Below are 17,275 nucleotides of genomic sequence, written 5' to 3' on the forward strand. Positions count from 1 at the left end.
CAGGATAATTGGACGGTGGGGCAGGCCGGAGCAGTGGGTAACCGAATGACGGCAAGCAACGGGTGGCCGCCGCGCGTGGTGATGCGCAAAGCGGGCGGCTTGCGCACGCTGGAGGCGGCGCTGATCCGCAGCGGGCTCGGCCCGGTGGCGGGCGTGGACGAGGCCGGTCGCGGCCCGTGCGCCGGACCACTGGTCGTCGCGGCCTGCCTGCTCGCACCGAAGGCCTACGACAAACTCGCGGGCCTCGACGACTCCAAGAAGCTCACCGAAGCCACCCGCGAGGAGCTGTATCCGGTCATCACGCGGCTGGCGCTGGCCTGGAAGGTCGTCGTGGTCCCGGCGTGGGAGATCGACTCGATCGGTATCCACGTGGCCAATATCGAGGGGATGCGCCGCGCGGTGGCCGGCCTCGGGCACACTCCTGGCTACGTGCTGACCGATGGGTTCCGTGTCCCTGGCATTCCGGTCCCGTCACTACCTGTGATCGGTGGAGATGCGGCGGCGGCGTGCATCGCGGCGGCCAGCATCCTGGCCAAGGTGACCCGTGACCGGATCATGGTGGAGATGGACCAGCGATTTCCTGGCTACGGTTTCGCGGCGCACAAGGGCTACAACACGCCCGAGCACACCGCCGCGCTGAACGAGCTTGGTCCGTGCAGCGAACACCGGCGATCGTGGCGCAATGTGCGCGAGACGGCGGGGTTGCGGCCGCTCGACCCGGCCGTCGAGTACGCCGACGCGGTGCTCGCCGACGGGCTCGAGGACAGCCGAGTGGCTACCGATGCCGCCCATGCGAGATGATGTGGAGAGACGACCGGACGGTGTGAGCGTCAGGCCAGCAGGCGGTAGCGCGAGGTAACCACGCAGGCCGAGCGAACGCCGCCGATACGATGCAGTGCCGCGAGAAGGAGGACGTCCCACCCGATGAGTGCCGAGGACCTCGAGAAGTACGAAACCGAGATGGAGCTCTCGCTGTATCGCGAGTACAAGGACATCGTCGGTCAGTTCTCGTACGTGGTGGAGACCGAGCGCCGCTTCTACCTGGCCAACTCCGTGGAGCTTCGCCCACAGAACGCCGACGGTGAGGTGTACTTCGAGGTACGCATGAGCGACGCGTGGGTGTGGGACATGTACCGGCCCGCCCGCTTCGTCAAGCACGTCCGGGTGATCACCTTCAAGGACGTCAACATCGAGGAGCTGGAGAAGCCGGACCTGCGGCTTCCCGAGTAATCCGCACCGCGCGAGTTCCGCTGACGGAAGGCGAGACGCCTTTCGGCCGCCGCGCGTGCGGCGATGCGCTGTGTCCGGTAGCGCCGCTACCACGGCGGCCTGACAGCTTGTATCGCTTCGGAATCCGCGGCGGCGTGTTGTCCACAGTGGCGTCGTAGTCCACAGGGCAGGTATCGGCCCAGGTCATCGCGACCGGACTGCGGCGCGGTGCGGTCACGATCGTCGGGTGGCAGACAAACAGGCACTCGGCGCATACGCAGACAAACGGGCGCTCGGCGCGTACGGGGAAGAGCTGGCGGCACGGTTCCTGCGGGACGCGGGCATGGAGATCGTCGTGCGCAACTGGCGTTGCCGGTACGGCGAACTCGATCTGATCGCGCGTGACTCCCAGACCACCGCGTTCGTCGAGGTGAAAACCCGCAGCGGCCTCGGCTTCGGCACGCCCGCCGAGGCCGTCACCTTCGCCAAGCAGCAGCGCATCCGGCGGCTCGCCCTGCTCTGGCTGGCCGAACAGGACGGCCCCTGGCGGCGAATACGCTTCGACGTGATCTCGGTGCTGATCCAGCCCGGGCACAACCCGGTGATCGACCACCTCGAGGCGGTCTTCTGATGGCGCTGGGGCGCGCCCATTCCGTCGCGGTGGCCGGCGTGGACGGGCAGTTGGTCGAGATCGAGGCCGACATCGGTCAGGGGCTGCCGTCGGTGCACCTGGTCGGCCTGCCCGACACCGCGCTCTCCGAATCGCGCGACCGGGTCCGCTCGGCCGTGGCCAATTCGGGGGAGAAGTGGCCGGACGGCCGCGTGATCCTCGCCCTGTCGCCCGCGACTCTGCCCAAGATCGGCAGCGTCTACGACCTCGCACTGGCGGTATCGGTACTGGACGCGGCGGGCGCGGTGCCCTCGGAACGGCTGGTGAAGACGGTGCTGTTGGGCGAGCTCGCACTGGACGGGCGGGTGCGCCGGGTGCGCGGCATCCTGCCCGCGGTGATCACCGCGCGCAACGCGGGCTGGTCGACGGTGGTGGTGCCCGAATGCGCCATGGCGGAAGCGGGTCTGGTCGAGGGCGTCGAGGTGTTCGGCGCGGTGAGTCTGCGTGCCGTGGTCGCCTGGTTGCGCGGTGAGGCGGCGCTGCCGGAGCCGAGCGGCGAACTGCCCGATACGGCGCGCTCCTACGGAGACCTCAGCGAGGTGGTCGGTCAGGACGAGGCCCGCTGGGCGCTCGAGGTGGCCGCGGCGGGCGGCCACCACCTGTTGCTGACCGGGCCACCCGGCATAGGCAAAACCATGCTGGCGCAACGTTTACCCGGTCTGCTGCCGCCGCTGTCGGAAGCGGAGGCGCTGGAGGTGACGGCGATCCACTCGGTGGCGGGCGCGCTGTCCGGCGATCATCCGCTCATCACCGTGCCGCCGTTCGTCGCACCACACCACTCCACCTCGGTCACGGCGATGATCGGCGGCGGCTCGGGCTCGGCCCGTCCCGGTGCGGTGAGTCGGGCCCACCGCGGCGTGCTCTTCCTCGACGAATGCGCCGAGATCGGTGTCAAGGTCCTCGAAGCGATGCGAACTCCATTGGAGGAAGGCGAGGTTCGCATCGCTCGCCGCGACGGGGTGGCGCGCTACCCGGCCCGCTTCCAACTGGTGCTGGCCGCGAACCCCTGCCCCTGCGCGCCCGCTCGCGACGTCGACTGCATCTGCGCTCCCCTCGCGCGCCGCCGCTATCTCGGCAAACTGTCCGGACCGCTGATGGATCGCATCGATATCTGGGTGCAGATGCACGGCCAATCGGGCGCGACGTTCAGCTCGGACGCCGCCGAAAGCAGTGCGGTGGTGCGCGAGCGCGTCGCGGCGGCCAGGAAGGCCGCGCTGCACCGCTGGCGCGAGCACGGCTGGCTCACCAACGCGGAGGTCCCGGGACACGCACTGCGCCAACGCTTTCGACTGCCCCGCGAGTCCGTCGCCCCGGTCGAGGCGGCCCTGCGCATGGGTCGCATGTCGGCCAGGGGCGCCGACCGCGCCATCCGTGTCGCCTGGACGGTCTGCGATCTGCGCGGGGCCGATGTGCCCAGCGCGCAGGACGTCATGCTGGCGCTGAACTTCCGCCAGCGGGGTGCGCAGTGAACGCGCGGTGGGGCAAGGGTTTCGGTGCAGAGGTGTCGTGGCGGCTGACGACGGTGTTGCGCGGTGGCGAAGTGATGAGCGCCGCGGCGGCTCGATGGCGGGCGTCAGGCCGCGGCAGAGCGGCGGCGACGTCGTGGGACAGCGGCCGGAGCGGGGGTGCACGATGACCGGCGCGCGCCGAGCGGTGTGGAAAGACGAAGGGCATGAGGTCGCTCCTGACTTCGAAGAGCACCACGGTTTCGTTGGGGAGTCGGGCCTTTCACAGTCGTCGGCACAGGATGGCGGTCGGCGGGACTGCGCTGCTGAATTCGATCGGGGTGGCCACGATCGGGACGGGGCTGTTGCGGGTCGCGGAAGTCGGATCGGCCAGCTGGACGAAGCCGCCGCGGAGCGCGGTGGTTCCGGCGCGGATGGTTCTGGTTCGCGCCGAGCAGTGTGGATCGACGAGCTGGACGAGTGTGCTGCCGAGTTCGGGGTTGCGGGTAGGAGCGAAAGAGGAAGTAGGCGGCAAGCGCTTGTCGCGATGGCGAGCGGTGCGGGGGAGACGGACGAGCGGAGGTTGGCTTGGGTGTACCTTTCGCGGGTCGTCGAAGGGCCTTGTGCGGCGTTGTCCGCGTTGATCGAATCGGTGGGGGTCGTGGAGGCCGCACGGGCGGTGCGCGAGTGCGAGTTGCCGGAGTCGCTGCGCGGACCGACCAGGCGGCGGCGCGAGGTCGACACGGCGGCAGCCGATCTGGAGCTCATCGAGCGGATCGGTGGCCGGGTGGTGACGCCGGACGATCCGGAGTGGCCCGCGTGGCGGCTTCTCGGACTGAGCCAACTCGACGTGGGCCGCGATCCGGACGGCGCGGTGCCGCTGGTCCTCTGGGTGCGCGGACCCCGCTCGCTACTGGAGTCGAGCGAACGGGCTTTGGCGGTGGTTGGATCGCGGTGCAGCACGGGATACGGCAATCGGGTCACCGCCGAGATCGCGGGGGATCTGGCCGCCCAGGGCTGGACCATCGTGTCCGGCGCGGCTTTCGGCGTCGACGCGATGGCGCACCGCGCGGCGCTGGCTGTCGACGGGCCGACCATCGCGGTGCTCGCGTGCGGTGTGGACCGTCCGTATCCGGCCCAGCACGAGCGGCTGATCGCCGAGATCGCGGACGTCGGACTGGTGGTCAGCGAGTACCCGCCCGGCACGCTCGCCAGGAAGCACCACTTTCTGGCCCGCAACCGCTTGATCGCGGCGTTTGCCGACGGTGTGCTGGTAACCGAGGCGGGCCTGCGCAGCGGCGCGCGTAACACCGTGAAGTGGGCGCGGCGACTCGGCCGCCCGGCCCTGGCGATTCCCGGCCCGATCACCTCGGCGGCCTCGACGGGCTGTCATCGGATGATCCGCGACGGTGAGGCCCTGCTCGTCACCCGCACCGAGGAAGTGATCGACGAGGCCGGACCGCTACGCCTGTCGCTGCCCGGCAGCGCGGGCACTGTTCCGGAAACCCCCGAGCGCCTCACCGGCGACGAAGCCACGGTCTTCGCCGCCCTCCCCGCCATCGGCTCCCGCCTACCCCACGAACTGACCGGCCACTGCCCACTCTCCCTACCCGCGATCCGCGCCGCCTTGGTCGCACTCGAGATCGCGGGATTGGTCGGCCTCGACGAAACCGGTTGGCACCGCAGGGCGCCCAGGAAGTCGGGAGGACGCTCGTGACGATCTGCCCGTGTGCCCCTGCATGCCGCGTGACCCAGGTGCGCCTGTGGCGATGGTCGCGATCACGCCGAGCTTCGCGGCCCGGCGCGGTTTCTTGCCAACGGCTGCGCTGGGGGCGACGGTGGTGGGGTGGAAGAGTTGCCGGAGGACCTGGACGCGCTGTTGACGGAGTACGGGCGACACCTGCGGCTCGGCCGCAACCGCTCGGCGCACACCGTGCGCGCCTACCTCGGCGATGCACGGTCGCTGCTGGCCCACCTGTACGCCCGCTCCCCGGATTCGGCGGTCCGAGAGCTGGACCTGACGCTGCTGCGGTCCTGGCTCGCGGCGCAGTCGGCGAACGGCGCGGCCCGCACGACGATGGCGCGGCGCGCGTCCTCGGCGCGCACGTTCACCGGCTGGCTCACCAAGACCGGCAGGCTGGAAGTGGATCCCGGCTTGCGGCTCGGCTCGCCCAAGGCGCACCGGACGCTGCCCGCGGTACTCGGCAGGCAACAGGCGGTCGAGGCCATGGACGCGGCGGAATCCGGTGCGGCGCAGCACGATCCGATGGCGTTGCGGGACCGGCTGATCGTCGAGCTGCTGTACTCGACCGGGATCCGGGTGAGCGAACTCTGCGGCCTGGACGTCGACGACGTGGACCGGGAGCGGCGCCTGGTCCGCGTGCTCGGCAAAGGGAACCGGGAGCGTTCCGTGCCGTTCGGCGCACCGGCCGACCGCGCCGTCGCGGAGTGGCTGCGCTACGGCCGTCCCGCGTTCGCGACCGCCGAATCGGGGCGCGCGCTCCTGCTCGGCAGGCGCGGCAAGCGGCTCGACCAACGCCAGGCCAGGACCGTGGTGCACGAGGTCGTTTCGGCGATACCCGGCGCCCCCGACGTCGGCCCGCACGGACTGCGCCACAGCGCGGCCACCCACCTGCTGGAGGGCGGCGCGGATCTGCGCGTGGTGCAGGAGGTGCTCGGCCACGCCAGCATGGCCACGACTCAGCTGTACACCCATGTCTCCATCGAACGGCTGAAGAAGGTGCACGACCAGGCGCACCCCCGCGCGTGAGCAACCGGAAAGTTACCCGCGCTCCGCTGACCTCGACTGTGGACCGGCTCGCGATGGCGTTCCACGGACGCCGTTTCGGTGTGATTCCGGCGCGCGTCGCGGTGTGCGGCGCGCTGTCGCGAGGCTCGTGGACGACCGCCCGGTCTGCCACTACGCTGACGTTGCGGAATGTTTGCTTGCGGCACGAAACTGACCAGAGACGGAGTGGTGCCTGTGCACCCTGGCGGCGGAAGCGTGACCCCGGACGTCCCTGAGCGCCCGGCTGATTCGAACGTGGCCGTGTCCGTCGGCAGGGCCGCCCGCGAGGGGGCGGCGTGACACTTCCGGAAGTCGGCCCGGAATCGGAGGACGGCGAGGAAGGCGTCGACTACCGCTTCACCCTCGCCAACGAACGGACCTTCCTGGCCTGGATGCGCACCTCCCTCGGCCTGCTCGCCGGCGGTGTCGCGGTGCACACCCTGGTTCAGCCGTTCCACATGGCCGGTCTCCGGCGCGTGCTCGCGGTCAGCTGCATCGTGCTCGCGGTCGTCGTCGCGCTCGGCGGGTACCTGCACTGGCGCCGGGTCGGCCGTGCGATGCGCCGTGCGGAACCGCTGCCGGAGACGGTGCTGGTGCCGGTCCTGTCGGTGGGCATCGGCATCGTGTCGCTGATGGCCTGTATCGCGGTGCTGCTGCGATGACGGCCAGGGACGTGGGTCTGGCCGCCGAGCGCACCGCGCTCGCCTGGCGACGCACGGCCATCAGCGCGATGGTCGTGGCCGCGCTGTGCATCGACCACGTGGTGGGTTCCGGCTGGCGCGACGCCGCGATCGCCCCGGCCGTCGCGGCGCTGACGATGTGCGCGGTGGCGGTCACGGGTTACCTGCGCAGCCGGTGGTTGCGCCACGGCCGCCGCGGGCGACCCGACGGCGTGATCGCCGCGACGGCGCTGGCGATCTTGTTCGCCGGTGGCGTCGCGGTCGCATTGGGTTTCACGGACCCACCGAGGTGATCCATTCCAGGACAGACGAGTTCGGCAGAGAAGAAGGAGGAGGACGATGCCCGATGTGACCGAGCCGACCGAGGTGGTCGTCGCCGCGCGGCAGCGCGCCGAGACGATGCTGCCGTTCGCCGACGATGCCGACCTGGCCGACGCCCGCCGCGGTTTCCTCGCCGCGCTCGAGCCCGGCGTGGTCACCCAGGACGACGGATCCGTGGTGTGGGACAACGATTCCTACGGTTTCCTGCGCGAGCCGTGCCCCGCTTCCGTCCACCCGAGTCTGTGGCGCCAGTCCGGGCTGGTCGCCGCACAAGGACTGTTCGAGGTGACCGACGGGATCTACCAGATCCGCGGCATGGATTTGTCGAACATGACGCTGGTCGAGGGGGATCAGGGTGTCATCGTGATCGATCCGCTGATCTCCGCCGAGACCGCGGCCGCGGGTCTGCGGCTGTATCGCGAGCACCGCGGCGACCGTCCGGTCACCGGCCTCGTCTACACCCATTCGCACGTCGACCATTTCGGCGGCGCCTACGGGGTGGCCACTCCGGAAGACGCTGCGGCGGGCCGGATTCCGGTCATCGCGCCCGCCGGATTCCTGGAGCACGCGGTGGCGGAGAACATCTACGCGGGCACCGCGATGGCGCGCCGCGCGGCCTACATGTACGGCGCCGTGCTGCCGAGGGGCCCGCTCGGCCAGGTAGGCGCGGGTCTCGGTCAGACCACCTCGATCGGCACGGTCACCCTGATCGCACCGACGGTGGACATCACCGAGACCGGCCAGGAACTGACCGTCGACGGCGTGCGGGTCGTCTTCCAGATCACGCCGGGCACCGAGGCGCCCGCCGAGATGAACTTCTATTTCCCCGATCGCCGCGCCCTGTGCATGGCCGAGAACGCCACCCACACCCTGCACAACATCGTGACCCTGCGCGGCGCGCTGGTGCGCGATCCGCACGTGTGGGCCAAGTACCTCACCGAGGCGATCAATCTGTTCGCGCGCGAATCCGACGTCGTGTTCGCCTCGCACCACTGGCCGACCTGGGGCACCGAACGGCTGGTGGAATACCTTGCGCTGCAACGTGATCTGTACGGCTATCTGCACGATCAGACGCTGCGCATGCTGAACCAGGGCTACGTCGGGGCCGAGATCGCCGAGCAGCTGACGCTGCCGCCCGCGATCGAGAACGCCTGGCACGCGCGCGGGTACTACGGCTCGGTCAGCCACAACGTCAAGGCGATCTACCAGCGCTACCTCGGCTGGTTCGACGGCAATCCGGCGCACCTGTGGGAGCACCCGCCGGTCGAATCCGCCCGCCGCCACGTGGAATTCATGGGCGGCGCCGAGGAGGTGCTGCGCAAGGCGCGCGACTCCTACGACGCGGGTGACTACCGCTGGGTCGCGCAGGTGGTCGACTACGTGGTCTTCGCCGAACCCGGCAACGAGGCGGCGAAGGACCTGCTCGCCGCGGCCTACGAGCAGCTCGGCTACGGCGCCGAGAACGCGACGTGGCGCAACTTCTACCTCAGCGGCGCGTACGAATTGCGCTACGGCTCGTTCGGGACGCCGACCAAGACCGATTCGCTGTCCATGCTCGGCGCGCTCACCATCGAGCAGATCTTCGACGCCATGGCGCTGCGCGTGGACGGTCCGAAGGCATGGGACATGCACGTGATCACCGACTGGCACCTCACCGACGAGGGCCGGGTGCACCGGCTGGAACTGCGCAACGGCAGGTTGACCCACTACGACCGGCCGGAGGGCGTCGCGCTGCCGGACGCCGACGCCGAGTTCACCCTCACCAGGGCGACCATGATCCGAGTCCTGTTGCAAGGCGAGGACTTCGGGGTGGCGGCGGCCGCGGGCGATATCGGCATCGAGGGCGATCCGACCAAGCTCGCCGCCCTGGTCGGCGTGTTCGACGAGCCGGACCCGGACTTCGCCATCGTGACGCCCTGAGCTGCCGTGGGGACAGAAGTCCCTAGACCGGCACCGACCGTCCCGCGTACGGTCGGTGCCCATGTCCACCGAAACTGTCGACAGGTCTCCGCCGCTACGAGCGCGGCTGCGGGCCGCGCTGCCCGCCGCCATGAAGACGCGCGACCGCCACGTGGACGCGGCGGTGCGCTCGGCTCTCGGCGCTATCGACAACGCCGAGGCCATCGAGATCGGCGACGCGCGAGCGGGCGCGATCGAGGACAGCGTGGCCGGGCTCGGCGGCGCGGAGGTCGAACGACGGCAGCTGAGCGAGGCCGACATCCAGGGGATCGTCCGCGCCGAGATCGCCGAGCGCCTGACCTCGGCCGCGTCCTACGACGAACTCGGTCGCGCCGACCGCGGCGAGGTGCTGCGCGCCGAGGCCGACGCGCTGATCGCCCTGCTGTAGCCGCCGCGCCGCAGGGAATTCGCTATTTTGGCTGCTGCCGGTCGATTCCAGGTTGTTCAGAGGATGGGCGTGGCGGAGTTCGAGTTACTCACCGAGAGATTCCTCTCGGCGCTGCGCCGCGGCGGGGGCGACATCTCGGCCGCGTGCCAGGCCGCCGTGCAGGTGCTTCCGGTGCAGCGGGCCGCCATCATGATCGATGAACGCGATGTGGGTGTGCAGCCCTGGTGCAGCAGCGACGAGATCGCGGCACGGATCGAGACGGTGCAGGCGACCGTCGGAGAGGGGCCCGCGGTGGACGCGGTGGCCACCGGCGTGCCGGTCTCGGTCGCCGATCTCACCGCGAACTGCGGGCGCTGGCCCGGCTTCGCCGCCGCGCTGGCCAGGGAACCGGTATCCGGCGCGATGACCGCCATGCCCCTGCGCTTGGGCGCGGTGCGGTTCGGCGCCCTCGATCTGTATCGGGCCAGCCCCGGTCGCCCGAACGGGTCGATGATGTCCGCCGGACTGCACGTCGCCGACATCATCACCGCCCACCTGGTCTCGGCCAGGTCCGGCTCCGCCGAGCAAGCGGGGGAGTGGCTGCGCCAGCCGCTGACGAGTGCGTCGATCCACCAAGCCGCGGGCATGGTGATGGCCCAGCGCGGAGCCGACCCTGCGGACGCGTACGCCACGCTGCGGACCTACGCGGTGCGCCAGGGCATTTCGCTGGCGGAGGCGGCCGAGCGAGTGCTGCGGCGGCGCATCCGCTTCGACGAGGAAGCGCGCTGAACCGCGCAGTCCTAGCGCTCGGTGGGCGTGCCCAGCACGACCGCCGCATCGACGCTGCCCACCACGATGGCGCCCGCCAGTTCGGCCAGCCGCAGCCCGCACCGTCGCGCGTGCGCGCGCAGGCGGCCGAACGCCTCGGTCATATCGAGATCACCGCGCTCGGCGAGCACCCCCTTGGCCTGCTCGATGACCACTCGGTCCTGCAATGCCACCGGCAGTCTGGCCTGCATCGGCTCGATTCTCGGTCGCAGCACGTGCTGCGCGATGGCGATGGCCGCGAGGTCGGCGAGGATCTGTCCCGACCGCACGGCGGCCCGGTCCAGCGCTCCCGGCGCCGCGCCGAAAATGGTCAGTGCGCCGAGGTTGTCGGTGCGCAGCCGCAGCGGCAGGGCGTAGGTCGAGCGGTAGTCGTGTTCCAGTGCGTGCCTGGCGAATTCGGGCCAGACCAGGGTGGCGGCGGCGAGGTCGTCCACGATCGCCGGGCTGCTGGTGCGGTAGGCCTGCCTGGTCGGTCCGTCGACCGCTTCCACGAGCCACCGCGCTCGCTCGTGGGTGGCGGCGAGCACCCGCAACTCGCCCCGATGATCGCCGAGGAACAAACCGGCCTCGGCGCCGCCCGTCAGTTCGGTACACGCGTCGACCAGTTGCTGCGATAGCTCCACGACGTCGAAATCGCTCGTCAGCGTGCCGACCGACCGCACAAGCACGTCCAGCAGCGGCGCGTGCGCTCCCATGGGGATCTCCCTGAGTGATCGCGATGAGTGGAGCGGAAGTGGAGCCTCACCTTTCATGTTTGCACCCGAATAGCGTTCGTGTCGACCGCACTTGCCGAGTCGGGCGTCGAATCGCCATGGCGGCCGAGTGTTTCGGCGTGTCGCCGACGGTCCATACCATGGAGAGTTGGCAGATGCGGTGCGGTATCTCCGAGGCGGACGCGCGGGGTTCGCCGGTACAGGGGTGGTTCGGTATGTCTGACAGCGAGCTGCTGGTCTCAGCTTTGTCCGGGCTCGTCGGGCTGCTGCCCGAACCGGGCGATCTCACCGAACCACTGCACCGTCTGATCGACAGCGCCACCGACGCGCTCGATCTGGCGGGCTGCGCGGTGCTGCTCGTGGCCGACGGGTATTCCGGCGTCGTCACCGCGACGCCCGCCGCGCTGGCCGACGTCGCGCTCAGCCAGCGCGGCAGCAACCGCGGACCCGCGATGGACGCGCTGCGCCACGGCGAACCGGTCGCCGTCGCCGACGTCCACGCGCGCCACTCCTCATGGCCGGAGTACACGAGCGTCGCCGCCCGCCACGGTGTTCGGGCCGTCGCGGAGATCCCGATGCGATCCGGCGCGACGACGGTGGGCGCGCTGGGCATGTACGCCTACGACCCGCGCGAGTGGACCGAACCCGAACTGTCGGTGGGGGCGCTGCTGGCGGGCATGGCCGCCGGGCACATTTTGACCGCCGAGCGGTTGCGCGCCCAGCAGCGGCTGACCGAGCAGCTCCAGCACGCGCTGGACTCGCGTGTTCTCGTGGAACAAGCGAAAGGCGTGATCGCCAACGCGCGCAACACGACACCGCAGGCGGCCTACGAGCTGATTCGGGCGCATGCCCGGCGGCATCGGGTGAGTGTGCACGCCGTGGCGGGTGGAATCGTCGAGCTGGGCCTTCGGATCTGAGTCGCGGGTCGAGCTCTCGAACTGAGGCCGAAGCGGCGGCGGGGGTCCGGACCGGCCGGTAGTCTGGCCGTTGGCGGTACTTCCGAAACCCATGCCCCCGGATCGGAATCCGCGGTCGACACCACCGTCCCTGTCTTCGACGGGTGGTTCATTCGTCAGCGTCCGCTGCCATCGGGGGCATCATGGTTTCGCTCGTACTGTCTTCTCGCACGCCCACCCACCATCGGATTCCGGAATCCAGTACCGACGCCGAGTTGGTGCGCCGGATCGGCGCCGGCGATCGCGACGCCTACGCACTGCTCTATCGCCGCACCCATCCGCTCGTCTTCCGTCGCGTGCTCGCGATCGTGCGCGACCACGACTACGCCGAGGAGACCTGTCACGACGTCTACCTCCAGGTGTGGCGCAGCGCAGCCGGTTTCGACGAGCGCCGCGGCTCGGTGACCACCTGGTTGTGGACGCTCGCGCACCGGCAGGCGGTGGACCGTGTCCGTCGCGAACGCGCCGCGTCCGATCGCGATCAAGCTTGGGCCGCAGGCGATTACGGACCGCCGGCCGATCACGTCGCCGAGGAGGTGCTGCGCCGCCACGAATACCGCTGTGTGCGAACAGGACTGGCCGCCCTGACACCACTGCAACGCGAATCGGTCCTGCTCGCCTACTACCACGACCTCACCTACCCCCAGGTCGCCGAACGGCTCGGCGTCGGCCTGCCCGCCGTCAAATCCCGCATCCGCTCGGGACTCGCGCAACTGGCGCTCGTCCTCTCGGCCGCTGTCTGAGGACAGGTCCTTGCCGAACGGGTGTCGGGTTCGTGCCGCGCATGTCGCTGAGATGCCGGTAGAGGTCCGTGTCAGGGACTGGAACACGACTCCAACAGGTGACGCCTCGGCTATGACCGATGCGCTGCAAACGACCCGGCGAGTGGTGCGGTCGAGAGACCGGCCTCAGGTGCTCCTCGGGAGGGTGGCCAGATAGCGACCAGCCATGACGCGCTGCATGAGGCGCGACACCGGGCCGCCGAGTTTGGTGTACCAGGACGCCGGGCGGGAGAAGGCCGTGACCAAGCCGTGGACCGAGTCGTCGGTGGGGTCGTACTCCACCGCGAACAGTTCCTCGCCGATCTCGGGGTGACCGGGCAGCGTGCCGTAGGCGAAACCGCGCCGGTTCTCGTCGTCGAGCACGTACACCACGCGGCAGGGCGCCACGAGGGCGACCGGACCGATCCCGAGCCGCACGGTGAGCGCCGTGCCGGGTTCGGCCGTCGGTGTGCTCGCGTGTCCGAAGATGCCGACGCCCTTCTGCATTCGATAGGCGAGGATCTCCGACCCCGCCCGCTCGAACAAGTCCCGGCCGGTGCCGAGACGCCGCCGCAAACGGAAGCGGTGATAACCCTCCGGAAGTTCACCCCTGGTCGCGCCGATCTCCCGATAGGTGAACCACGGGCCCCCGAGCTCGTTCTCCATGTCTCGATCATGGTCCGCATTCGGACGGTAAGGAAGCGACGCGCGCGGTGCGCTACCTCACCGCCGCTTGGAAGCCAGCCCACGTCAGCGCTCACCCGAGCCCCGCGCCATTGCTCGGCGACCGTGCTGGTCCTACTGCCGGACCTCGCTGCTCTTCCTGCCATCTCATCTCGGTTCAACCGGCTCGAGGCGTAGCGGCACGAAGTGCAACAGGCCGAGTGGATCGAGGTACTCCGGACGTCCGCGTCGTCCCGCTTCCCGGCGCAGACCCCAGTGCAGGCAGGCGGGAGCCGCGCATTCCGCGTGGCCTTCCTCGAGCGCGCCGATCGGAGTGCCGCGTGCCACCCGGGCTCCCACCGAGACTCGCGCTCGAACGGGCTCGTAGGTCGTGCGCAGCCCGCCGGAGTGGTCGATCGACACGACCGGCTTGCCCGCCACCTCCCCGGCGAACACCACGATCCCCGCACCTGCGGCGACCACCGTCTGTCCGGGCGTCCCCGCCAAGTCGACACCGCGATGGCCGGGCAGCCAGTCTTGGGCGGGACGGTCGAACCGCCGCTCCACTGCGGGCCGCGGCCGCAGCGGCCACCCGAACTCCCCGCTGGGCGCTGCCGCGGCTGTCCCCCATTCGCAGACCGCGAGCAGTACTGCGACCACCGCCAACGGAGCCGACCACCGCGCCGCCCGCTGCCGCCGGGCATGCCTGTTGTACCCAATTCGGCAGCAGGGGACTGGCCAGCCCGAGACCCCGCTGCGCAAGTCCGTTGCTGCGGCCACCGGAACCAGAACCGAGCGACGCGGCGTTCGGTTCGCCCGCAGTCGTGCCCGAGCAATGCCGCTCGCCGCCGGTGAGCATCCATCCGAAACGACCGCCAAGCACTGCGGCGACCGGCCGTGGGGAAGTTGCGAGCATGGAAGCGGAGAACGGACCGACCGTCCAGGCCAGCGGTATCCCCGCATCCGTTCCGGCCGCTGCCATCCGAACCGCGCGTCGGACCGCGCCTGCACGCCCTCAGCCACCGCGGAGGCGACGACCTCGGTCAGCAGCGCGGCGGAGCGGGCCGCGTCGTCGTGGCTCGGGATCGGGTAATCGACAGCGCTCCCGATCGCCCCGCGGCCGCGGCAGCTGTAGTCGTGATGCGAAGCCAACCTCCGCAGGGCCACTTTCATCGCCGCGGAGCCGCCGAACCACTGGGAATTGCCGCCGAGCTTGGCGCTGGCCGAAGGAATTCCAGCACAGCTGCTGCGGGCCGGGGTCTCGGTAAGTCTCGCGCTGGAATCGAGAGACATGCCGATCCGCCACACGCGGCGTCGGGCGTGAGCTGAGGTCGCGCACCTGGCACATGCAGCGGAAGTGGTGCGAGCCGTAGAAACGGCAGATCCCGCGCCCGCGGCGGCAGGCAGACCGAGCTCGAGCAGCCGGGGCTGGGCACCGCGTCCGGCGCGCGCTTCGGCACCTCGCGCGCCGGATTCGGTACGCGCACGAAGGCCGCGAAGGCAAGAGCGGAACCCTCGGGCTGCTCGCCATTCGGCACATCGCGCGCCACGTCCGGTGGGCATTCGGACATCGAGCGGTCCGCGACAGGACCGCCACCGCCGCACGGTCCCACGTCCGGCATGTCGCGCCTGGGATTCGCCAAGCACACCGATCCCCAGCACTCGGCCACGGCACCCGACGGCGGCCGAGCATTCGCCGTCGCGGGCCGCCCAGCGGCCAGCGCCAGCACGAACATCAACGGCAGGATTACGGTGATCGAGAGGGAAAGTCGGTGCATGCCCTCGACCTTCGCCCGGCCCGAGTCGGCAGAACATCCCCAATTCGGCGAGTGTGGACAACTTCTGACCTGTGGAAACCACCCGTTTCTCCTGGTAGCAACCGCGCGACCAGGCGATTTAGGTCAGGGACGTACCTGGTCGTAGACTGATCGAGCGGTCTGTGCCCGGCACGGACCGACTTCGCGCGCCACCCGTGCTTGTTCGTAACGGCGCCGTTCGAACCTCAGCTCCCGAATTCCGAGAGTGCTCGTTCGCGGCAGTGCCAGTTGGGAACAAGGAATCGCCGGCTGGTCCCGATCGATGAACGATCGGGTCCGACGATTCGGAGGCGCCAGGGCAGCGGGTCGCCGACCCACTGCGTCAACCGGCAACGAAAGAGAGATACGGGAGCCATGGCTGTCGTAACCATGAAGCAGCTGCTCGACAGCGGCGCACACTTCGGACACCAGACCCGGCGCTGGAACCCGAAGATGAAGCGGTTCATCTTCACCGACCGCAACGGCATCTACATCATCGACCTGCAGCAGACGCTGACCTACATCGACAAGGCCTACGAGTTCGTCAAGGAGACCGTCGCCCACGGTGGCACCGTCCTCTTCGTCGGCACCAAGAAGCAGGCCCAGGAGTCGATCGCGGCCGAGGCGACTCGCGTCGGGATGCCCTACGTGAACCAGCGTTGGCTGGGCGGCATGCTCACCAACTTCTCCACCGTGCACAAGCGCCTGCAGCGCCTCAAGGAGCTCGAGGCCATGGAGCAGACCGGTGGCTTCGAGGGTCGCACCAAGAAGGAAATCCTCATGCTCACGCGTGAGATGAACAAGCTGGAGCGGACCCTCGGCGGTATCCGCGACATGCAGAAGGTGCCCTCGGCCATCTGGGTCGTCGACACCAACAAGGAGCACATCGCCGTCGGCGAGGCGCGCAAGCTGAACATCCCGGTCATCGCGATCCTGGACACCAACTGCGACCCCGACCTGGTCGATTACCCGATCCCGGGCAACGACGACGCGATCCGCTCCGCCGCGCTGCTGACCAAGGTCGTCGCCTCCGCGGTGGCCGAGGGCGTGCAGGCGCGGGCCGGTCTGGCCTCCGGCGACGACAAGCCGGAAGCGGGCGCGGGCGAGCCGCTCGCCGAGTGGGAGCAGGAGCTGCTCGCGCAGGCCGCTCCGGGCGCCGACGCGTCCGCCGAGACCCCGGCCGAGGCCTGAGGCTCGTAACCCGCTGTTCCAGCGGTGATCACCGAGGACTGCCATGGTGATCACCGCTGCCCAGTAACTGAACTTCTCCAAAGGAGGCTCGCCACCGATGGCGAACTACACCGCTGCCGATGTGAAGCGGCTCCGGGAGCTGACCGGCTCCGGGATGATGGACTGCAAGAAGGCCCTCGAAGAGACCGACGGTGACTTCGACAAGGCCGTCGAGGTCCTGCGCATCAAGGGCGCCAAGGACGTCGGCAAGCGCGCCGAGCGCGCCACCGCCGAGGGCCTGGTCGCCGCGCAGGACGGCGTGCTGATCGAGATCAACTCCGAGACCGACTTCGTCGCCAAGAACGACGAGTTCCAGGGTCTGGCCAGCCAGATCGTCGCGGCCGCCGCCAAGGCTCGCCCCGCCGACCTGGACGCGCTGAAGGCCGTCGACCTGGGTGGCAAGACCGCCGACCAGGCCGTGCAGGAGCTCGCCGCGAAGATCGGCGAGAAGCTGGAGCTGCGCCGCGCCGTGTCCTTCGAGGGCCCGGTCGCGACCTACCTGCACAAGCGTTCCTCGGACCTGCCGCCCGCCGTCGGCGTGCTGGTCGAGTACCAGGGCGAGGGTGACGCCGCGGCCGAGGCCGCTCGCGCCGCCGCCATGCAGATCGCCGCGCTGAAGGCCAAGTACGTGACCCGCGACGAGGTTCCGGCCGATCTCGTGGAGAACGAGCGCCGCATCGCCGAGCAGACCGCTCGCGAAGAGGGCAAGCCCGAGGCCGCGCTGCCGAAGATCACCGAGGGCCGCGTCAACGGCTTCTTCAAGGACGTCGTCCTGCTCGAGCAGGCGTCGGTCACCGACTCGAAGAAGACCGTCAAGGCCCTGCTGGACGAGGCCGGTGTCACCGTGAGCCGCTTCGCGCGGTTCGAGGTCGGCCAGGCCTGACAGCCT

Annotated in this window: 18 protein-coding genes and 1 pseudogene; 15 read left to right on the plus strand and 4 right to left on the minus strand. The window is 69.9% G+C overall.

Going from position 1 to position 17,275, the window contains the following annotated elements; translation table 11 throughout:
- Positions 1 to 45: 45 nt before the first annotated feature.
- The 4 genes and pseudogenes from ABZV58_RS07500 to ABZV58_RS07515 all read left to right on the plus strand — a co-directional run.
- Positions 46 to 690, plus strand: a pseudogene (locus tag ABZV58_RS07500) (ribonuclease HII); the annotation flags it as partial.
- 234 nt (positions 691 to 924) lie between these two features.
- On the plus strand, positions 925 to 1,230 hold the full coding sequence (locus tag ABZV58_RS07505) for a DUF2469 domain-containing protein (RefSeq protein ID WP_011210678.1): 306 nt from the start codon (positions 925 to 927) through the stop codon (positions 1,228 to 1,230).
- A 226-nt stretch (positions 1,231 to 1,456) separates the two neighbouring features.
- On the plus strand, positions 1,457 to 1,840 hold the full coding sequence (locus tag ABZV58_RS07510; RefSeq protein ID WP_354999335.1) for a YraN family protein: 384 nt from the start codon (positions 1,457 to 1,459) through the stop codon (positions 1,838 to 1,840).
- Positions 1,840 to 3,348, plus strand: coding sequence for a YifB family Mg chelatase-like AAA ATPase (locus ABZV58_RS07515; protein WP_354999336.1), 1,509 nt, complete (start codon positions 1,840 to 1,842; stop codon positions 3,346 to 3,348). The genes ABZV58_RS07510 and ABZV58_RS07515 overlap by 1 nt, the downstream gene beginning before the upstream one ends.
- Positions 3,349 to 3,607: 259 nt before the next feature.
- Here ABZV58_RS07515 and ABZV58_RS07520 read toward each other — a convergent pair whose 3' ends face one another.
- Positions 3,608 to 3,859 (minus strand): hypothetical protein, encoded by a 252-nt coding sequence (locus tag ABZV58_RS07520; protein WP_354999337.1) that lies wholly within the window; start codon positions 3,857 to 3,859, stop codon positions 3,608 to 3,610.
- Positions 3,860 to 3,871: 12 nt separating this feature from the next.
- Here ABZV58_RS07520 and dprA point away from each other — a divergent pair, with 12 nt between their 5' ends.
- The 7 genes from dprA to ABZV58_RS07555 all read left to right on the plus strand — a co-directional run bounded on the left by dprA (position 3,872) and on the right by ABZV58_RS07555 (position 10,228).
- Complete coding sequence (gene dprA / locus ABZV58_RS07525; protein WP_354999338.1) at positions 3,872 to 5,041, plus strand: DNA-processing protein DprA; 1,170 nt, start codon at positions 3,872 to 3,874, stop codon at positions 5,039 to 5,041.
- A gap of 129 nt (positions 5,042 to 5,170) precedes the next feature.
- Positions 5,171 to 6,094 carry a tyrosine recombinase XerC gene (locus ABZV58_RS07530; RefSeq protein ID WP_354999339.1) on the plus strand — a complete coding sequence of 308 codons (924 nt, stop codon included), beginning with the start codon at positions 5,171 to 5,173 and terminating at the stop codon, positions 6,092 to 6,094.
- 314 nt (positions 6,095 to 6,408) lie between these two features.
- Positions 6,409 to 6,774 (plus strand): DUF202 domain-containing protein, encoded by a 366-nt coding sequence (locus ABZV58_RS07535; protein WP_354999340.1) that lies wholly within the window; start codon positions 6,409 to 6,411, stop codon positions 6,772 to 6,774.
- Positions 6,771 to 7,085 carry a DUF202 domain-containing protein gene (locus tag ABZV58_RS07540; protein ID WP_354999341.1) on the plus strand — a complete coding sequence of 105 codons (315 nt, stop codon included), beginning with the start codon at positions 6,771 to 6,773 and terminating at the stop codon, positions 7,083 to 7,085. The genes ABZV58_RS07535 and ABZV58_RS07540 overlap by 4 nt, the downstream gene beginning before the upstream one ends.
- Positions 7,086 to 7,131: 46 nt before the next feature.
- Complete coding sequence (locus tag ABZV58_RS07545) at positions 7,132 to 9,033, plus strand: alkyl sulfatase dimerization domain-containing protein (protein ID WP_354999342.1); 1,902 nt, start codon at positions 7,132 to 7,134, stop codon at positions 9,031 to 9,033.
- A gap of 61 nt (positions 9,034 to 9,094) precedes the next feature.
- Complete coding sequence (locus ABZV58_RS07550; RefSeq protein ID WP_354999343.1) at positions 9,095 to 9,460, plus strand: hypothetical protein; 366 nt, start codon at positions 9,095 to 9,097, stop codon at positions 9,458 to 9,460.
- 69 nt (positions 9,461 to 9,529) lie between these two features.
- A complete protein-coding gene (locus ABZV58_RS07555) occupies positions 9,530 to 10,228 on the plus strand; it encodes a GAF and ANTAR domain-containing protein (RefSeq protein ID WP_354999344.1) in 699 nt (232 codons plus the stop codon).
- Positions 10,229 to 10,239: 11 nt separating this feature from the next.
- On the opposite strand, the gene ABZV58_RS07560 is transcribed toward ABZV58_RS07555, so the two are convergent.
- Positions 10,240 to 10,962 (minus strand): GAF and ANTAR domain-containing protein, encoded by a 723-nt coding sequence (locus ABZV58_RS07560; protein WP_354999345.1) that lies wholly within the window; start codon positions 10,960 to 10,962, stop codon positions 10,240 to 10,242.
- A gap of 233 nt (positions 10,963 to 11,195) precedes the next feature.
- On the opposite strand from ABZV58_RS07560, the gene ABZV58_RS07565 reads away from it, so the two are divergent.
- Positions 11,196 to 11,897 carry a GAF and ANTAR domain-containing protein gene (locus ABZV58_RS07565; RefSeq protein WP_354999346.1) on the plus strand — a complete coding sequence of 234 codons (702 nt, stop codon included), beginning with the start codon at positions 11,196 to 11,198 and terminating at the stop codon, positions 11,895 to 11,897.
- Between the two features lie 182 nt (positions 11,898 to 12,079).
- Positions 12,080 to 12,679, plus strand: coding sequence for a sigma-70 family RNA polymerase sigma factor (locus ABZV58_RS07570; RefSeq protein ID WP_354999347.1), 600 nt, complete (start codon positions 12,080 to 12,082; stop codon positions 12,677 to 12,679).
- 165 nt (positions 12,680 to 12,844) lie between these two features.
- On the opposite strand, the gene ABZV58_RS07575 is transcribed toward ABZV58_RS07570, so the two are convergent.
- Together ABZV58_RS07575 and ABZV58_RS07580 are read right to left on the minus strand one after the other, a co-directional pair.
- Complete coding sequence (locus ABZV58_RS07575; RefSeq protein ID WP_354999348.1) at positions 12,845 to 13,363, minus strand: DUF1990 domain-containing protein; 519 nt, start codon at positions 13,361 to 13,363, stop codon at positions 12,845 to 12,847.
- A 165-nt stretch (positions 13,364 to 13,528) separates the two neighbouring features.
- A complete protein-coding gene (locus tag ABZV58_RS07580; RefSeq protein ID WP_354999349.1) occupies positions 13,529 to 14,026 on the minus strand; it encodes a M23 family metallopeptidase in 498 nt (165 codons plus the stop codon).
- 1,505 nt (positions 14,027 to 15,531) lie between these two features.
- On the opposite strand from ABZV58_RS07580, the gene rpsB reads away from it, so the two are divergent.
- Together rpsB and tsf are read left to right on the plus strand one after the other, a co-directional pair.
- On the plus strand, positions 15,532 to 16,347 hold the full coding sequence (gene rpsB / locus ABZV58_RS07585) for a 30S ribosomal protein S2 (RefSeq protein WP_067782205.1): 816 nt from the start codon (positions 15,532 to 15,534) through the stop codon (positions 16,345 to 16,347).
- 97 nt (positions 16,348 to 16,444) lie between these two features.
- Positions 16,445 to 17,269: a translation elongation factor Ts gene (gene tsf / locus ABZV58_RS07590; RefSeq protein ID WP_354999350.1), complete on the plus strand. Its 825-nt coding sequence runs from the start codon at positions 16,445 to 16,447 to the stop codon at positions 17,267 to 17,269.
- Positions 17,270 to 17,275 lie beyond the last annotated feature (6 nt).

It is taken from the genome of Nocardia sp. NPDC004654 (assembly GCF_040609595.1).
Classification (GTDB): domain Bacteria; phylum Actinomycetota; class Actinomycetes; order Mycobacteriales; family Mycobacteriaceae; genus Nocardia.

Bases quoted from the DNA above. Each gene is read 5' to 3' on its own strand.
- dprA (WP_354999338.1), top strand. From the start codon at position 3,872: ATGGCGAGCGGTGCGGGGGAGACGGACGAGCGGAGGTTGGCTTGGGTG.
- ABZV58_RS07515 (WP_354999336.1), top strand. From the start codon at position 1,840: ATGGCGCTGGGGCGCGCCCATTCCGTCGCGGTGGCCGGCGTGGACGGG.
- ABZV58_RS07575 (WP_354999348.1), bottom strand. From the start codon at position 13,363: ATGGAGAACGAGCTCGGGGGCCCGTGGTTCACCTATCGGGAGATCGGC.
- ABZV58_RS07570 (WP_354999347.1), top strand. From the start codon at position 12,080: ATGGTTTCGCTCGTACTGTCTTCTCGCACGCCCACCCACCATCGGATT.
- ABZV58_RS07540 (WP_354999341.1), top strand. From the start codon at position 6,771: ATGACGGCCAGGGACGTGGGTCTGGCCGCCGAGCGCACCGCGCTCGCC.
- ABZV58_RS07505 (WP_011210678.1), top strand. From the start codon at position 925: ATGAGTGCCGAGGACCTCGAGAAGTACGAAACCGAGATGGAGCTCTCG.
- ABZV58_RS07560 (WP_354999345.1), bottom strand. From the start codon at position 10,962: ATGGGAGCGCACGCGCCGCTGCTGGACGTGCTTGTGCGGTCGGTCGGC.
- ABZV58_RS07565 (WP_354999346.1), top strand. From the start codon at position 11,196: ATGTCTGACAGCGAGCTGCTGGTCTCAGCTTTGTCCGGGCTCGTCGGG.
- ABZV58_RS07545 (WP_354999342.1), top strand. From the start codon at position 7,132: ATGCCCGATGTGACCGAGCCGACCGAGGTGGTCGTCGCCGCGCGGCAG.
- rpsB (WP_067782205.1), top strand. From the start codon at position 15,532: ATGGCTGTCGTAACCATGAAGCAGCTGCTCGACAGCGGCGCACACTTC.
- tsf (WP_354999350.1), top strand. From the start codon at position 16,445: ATGGCGAACTACACCGCTGCCGATGTGAAGCGGCTCCGGGAGCTGACC.
- ABZV58_RS07550 (WP_354999343.1), top strand. From the start codon at position 9,095: ATGTCCACCGAAACTGTCGACAGGTCTCCGCCGCTACGAGCGCGGCTG.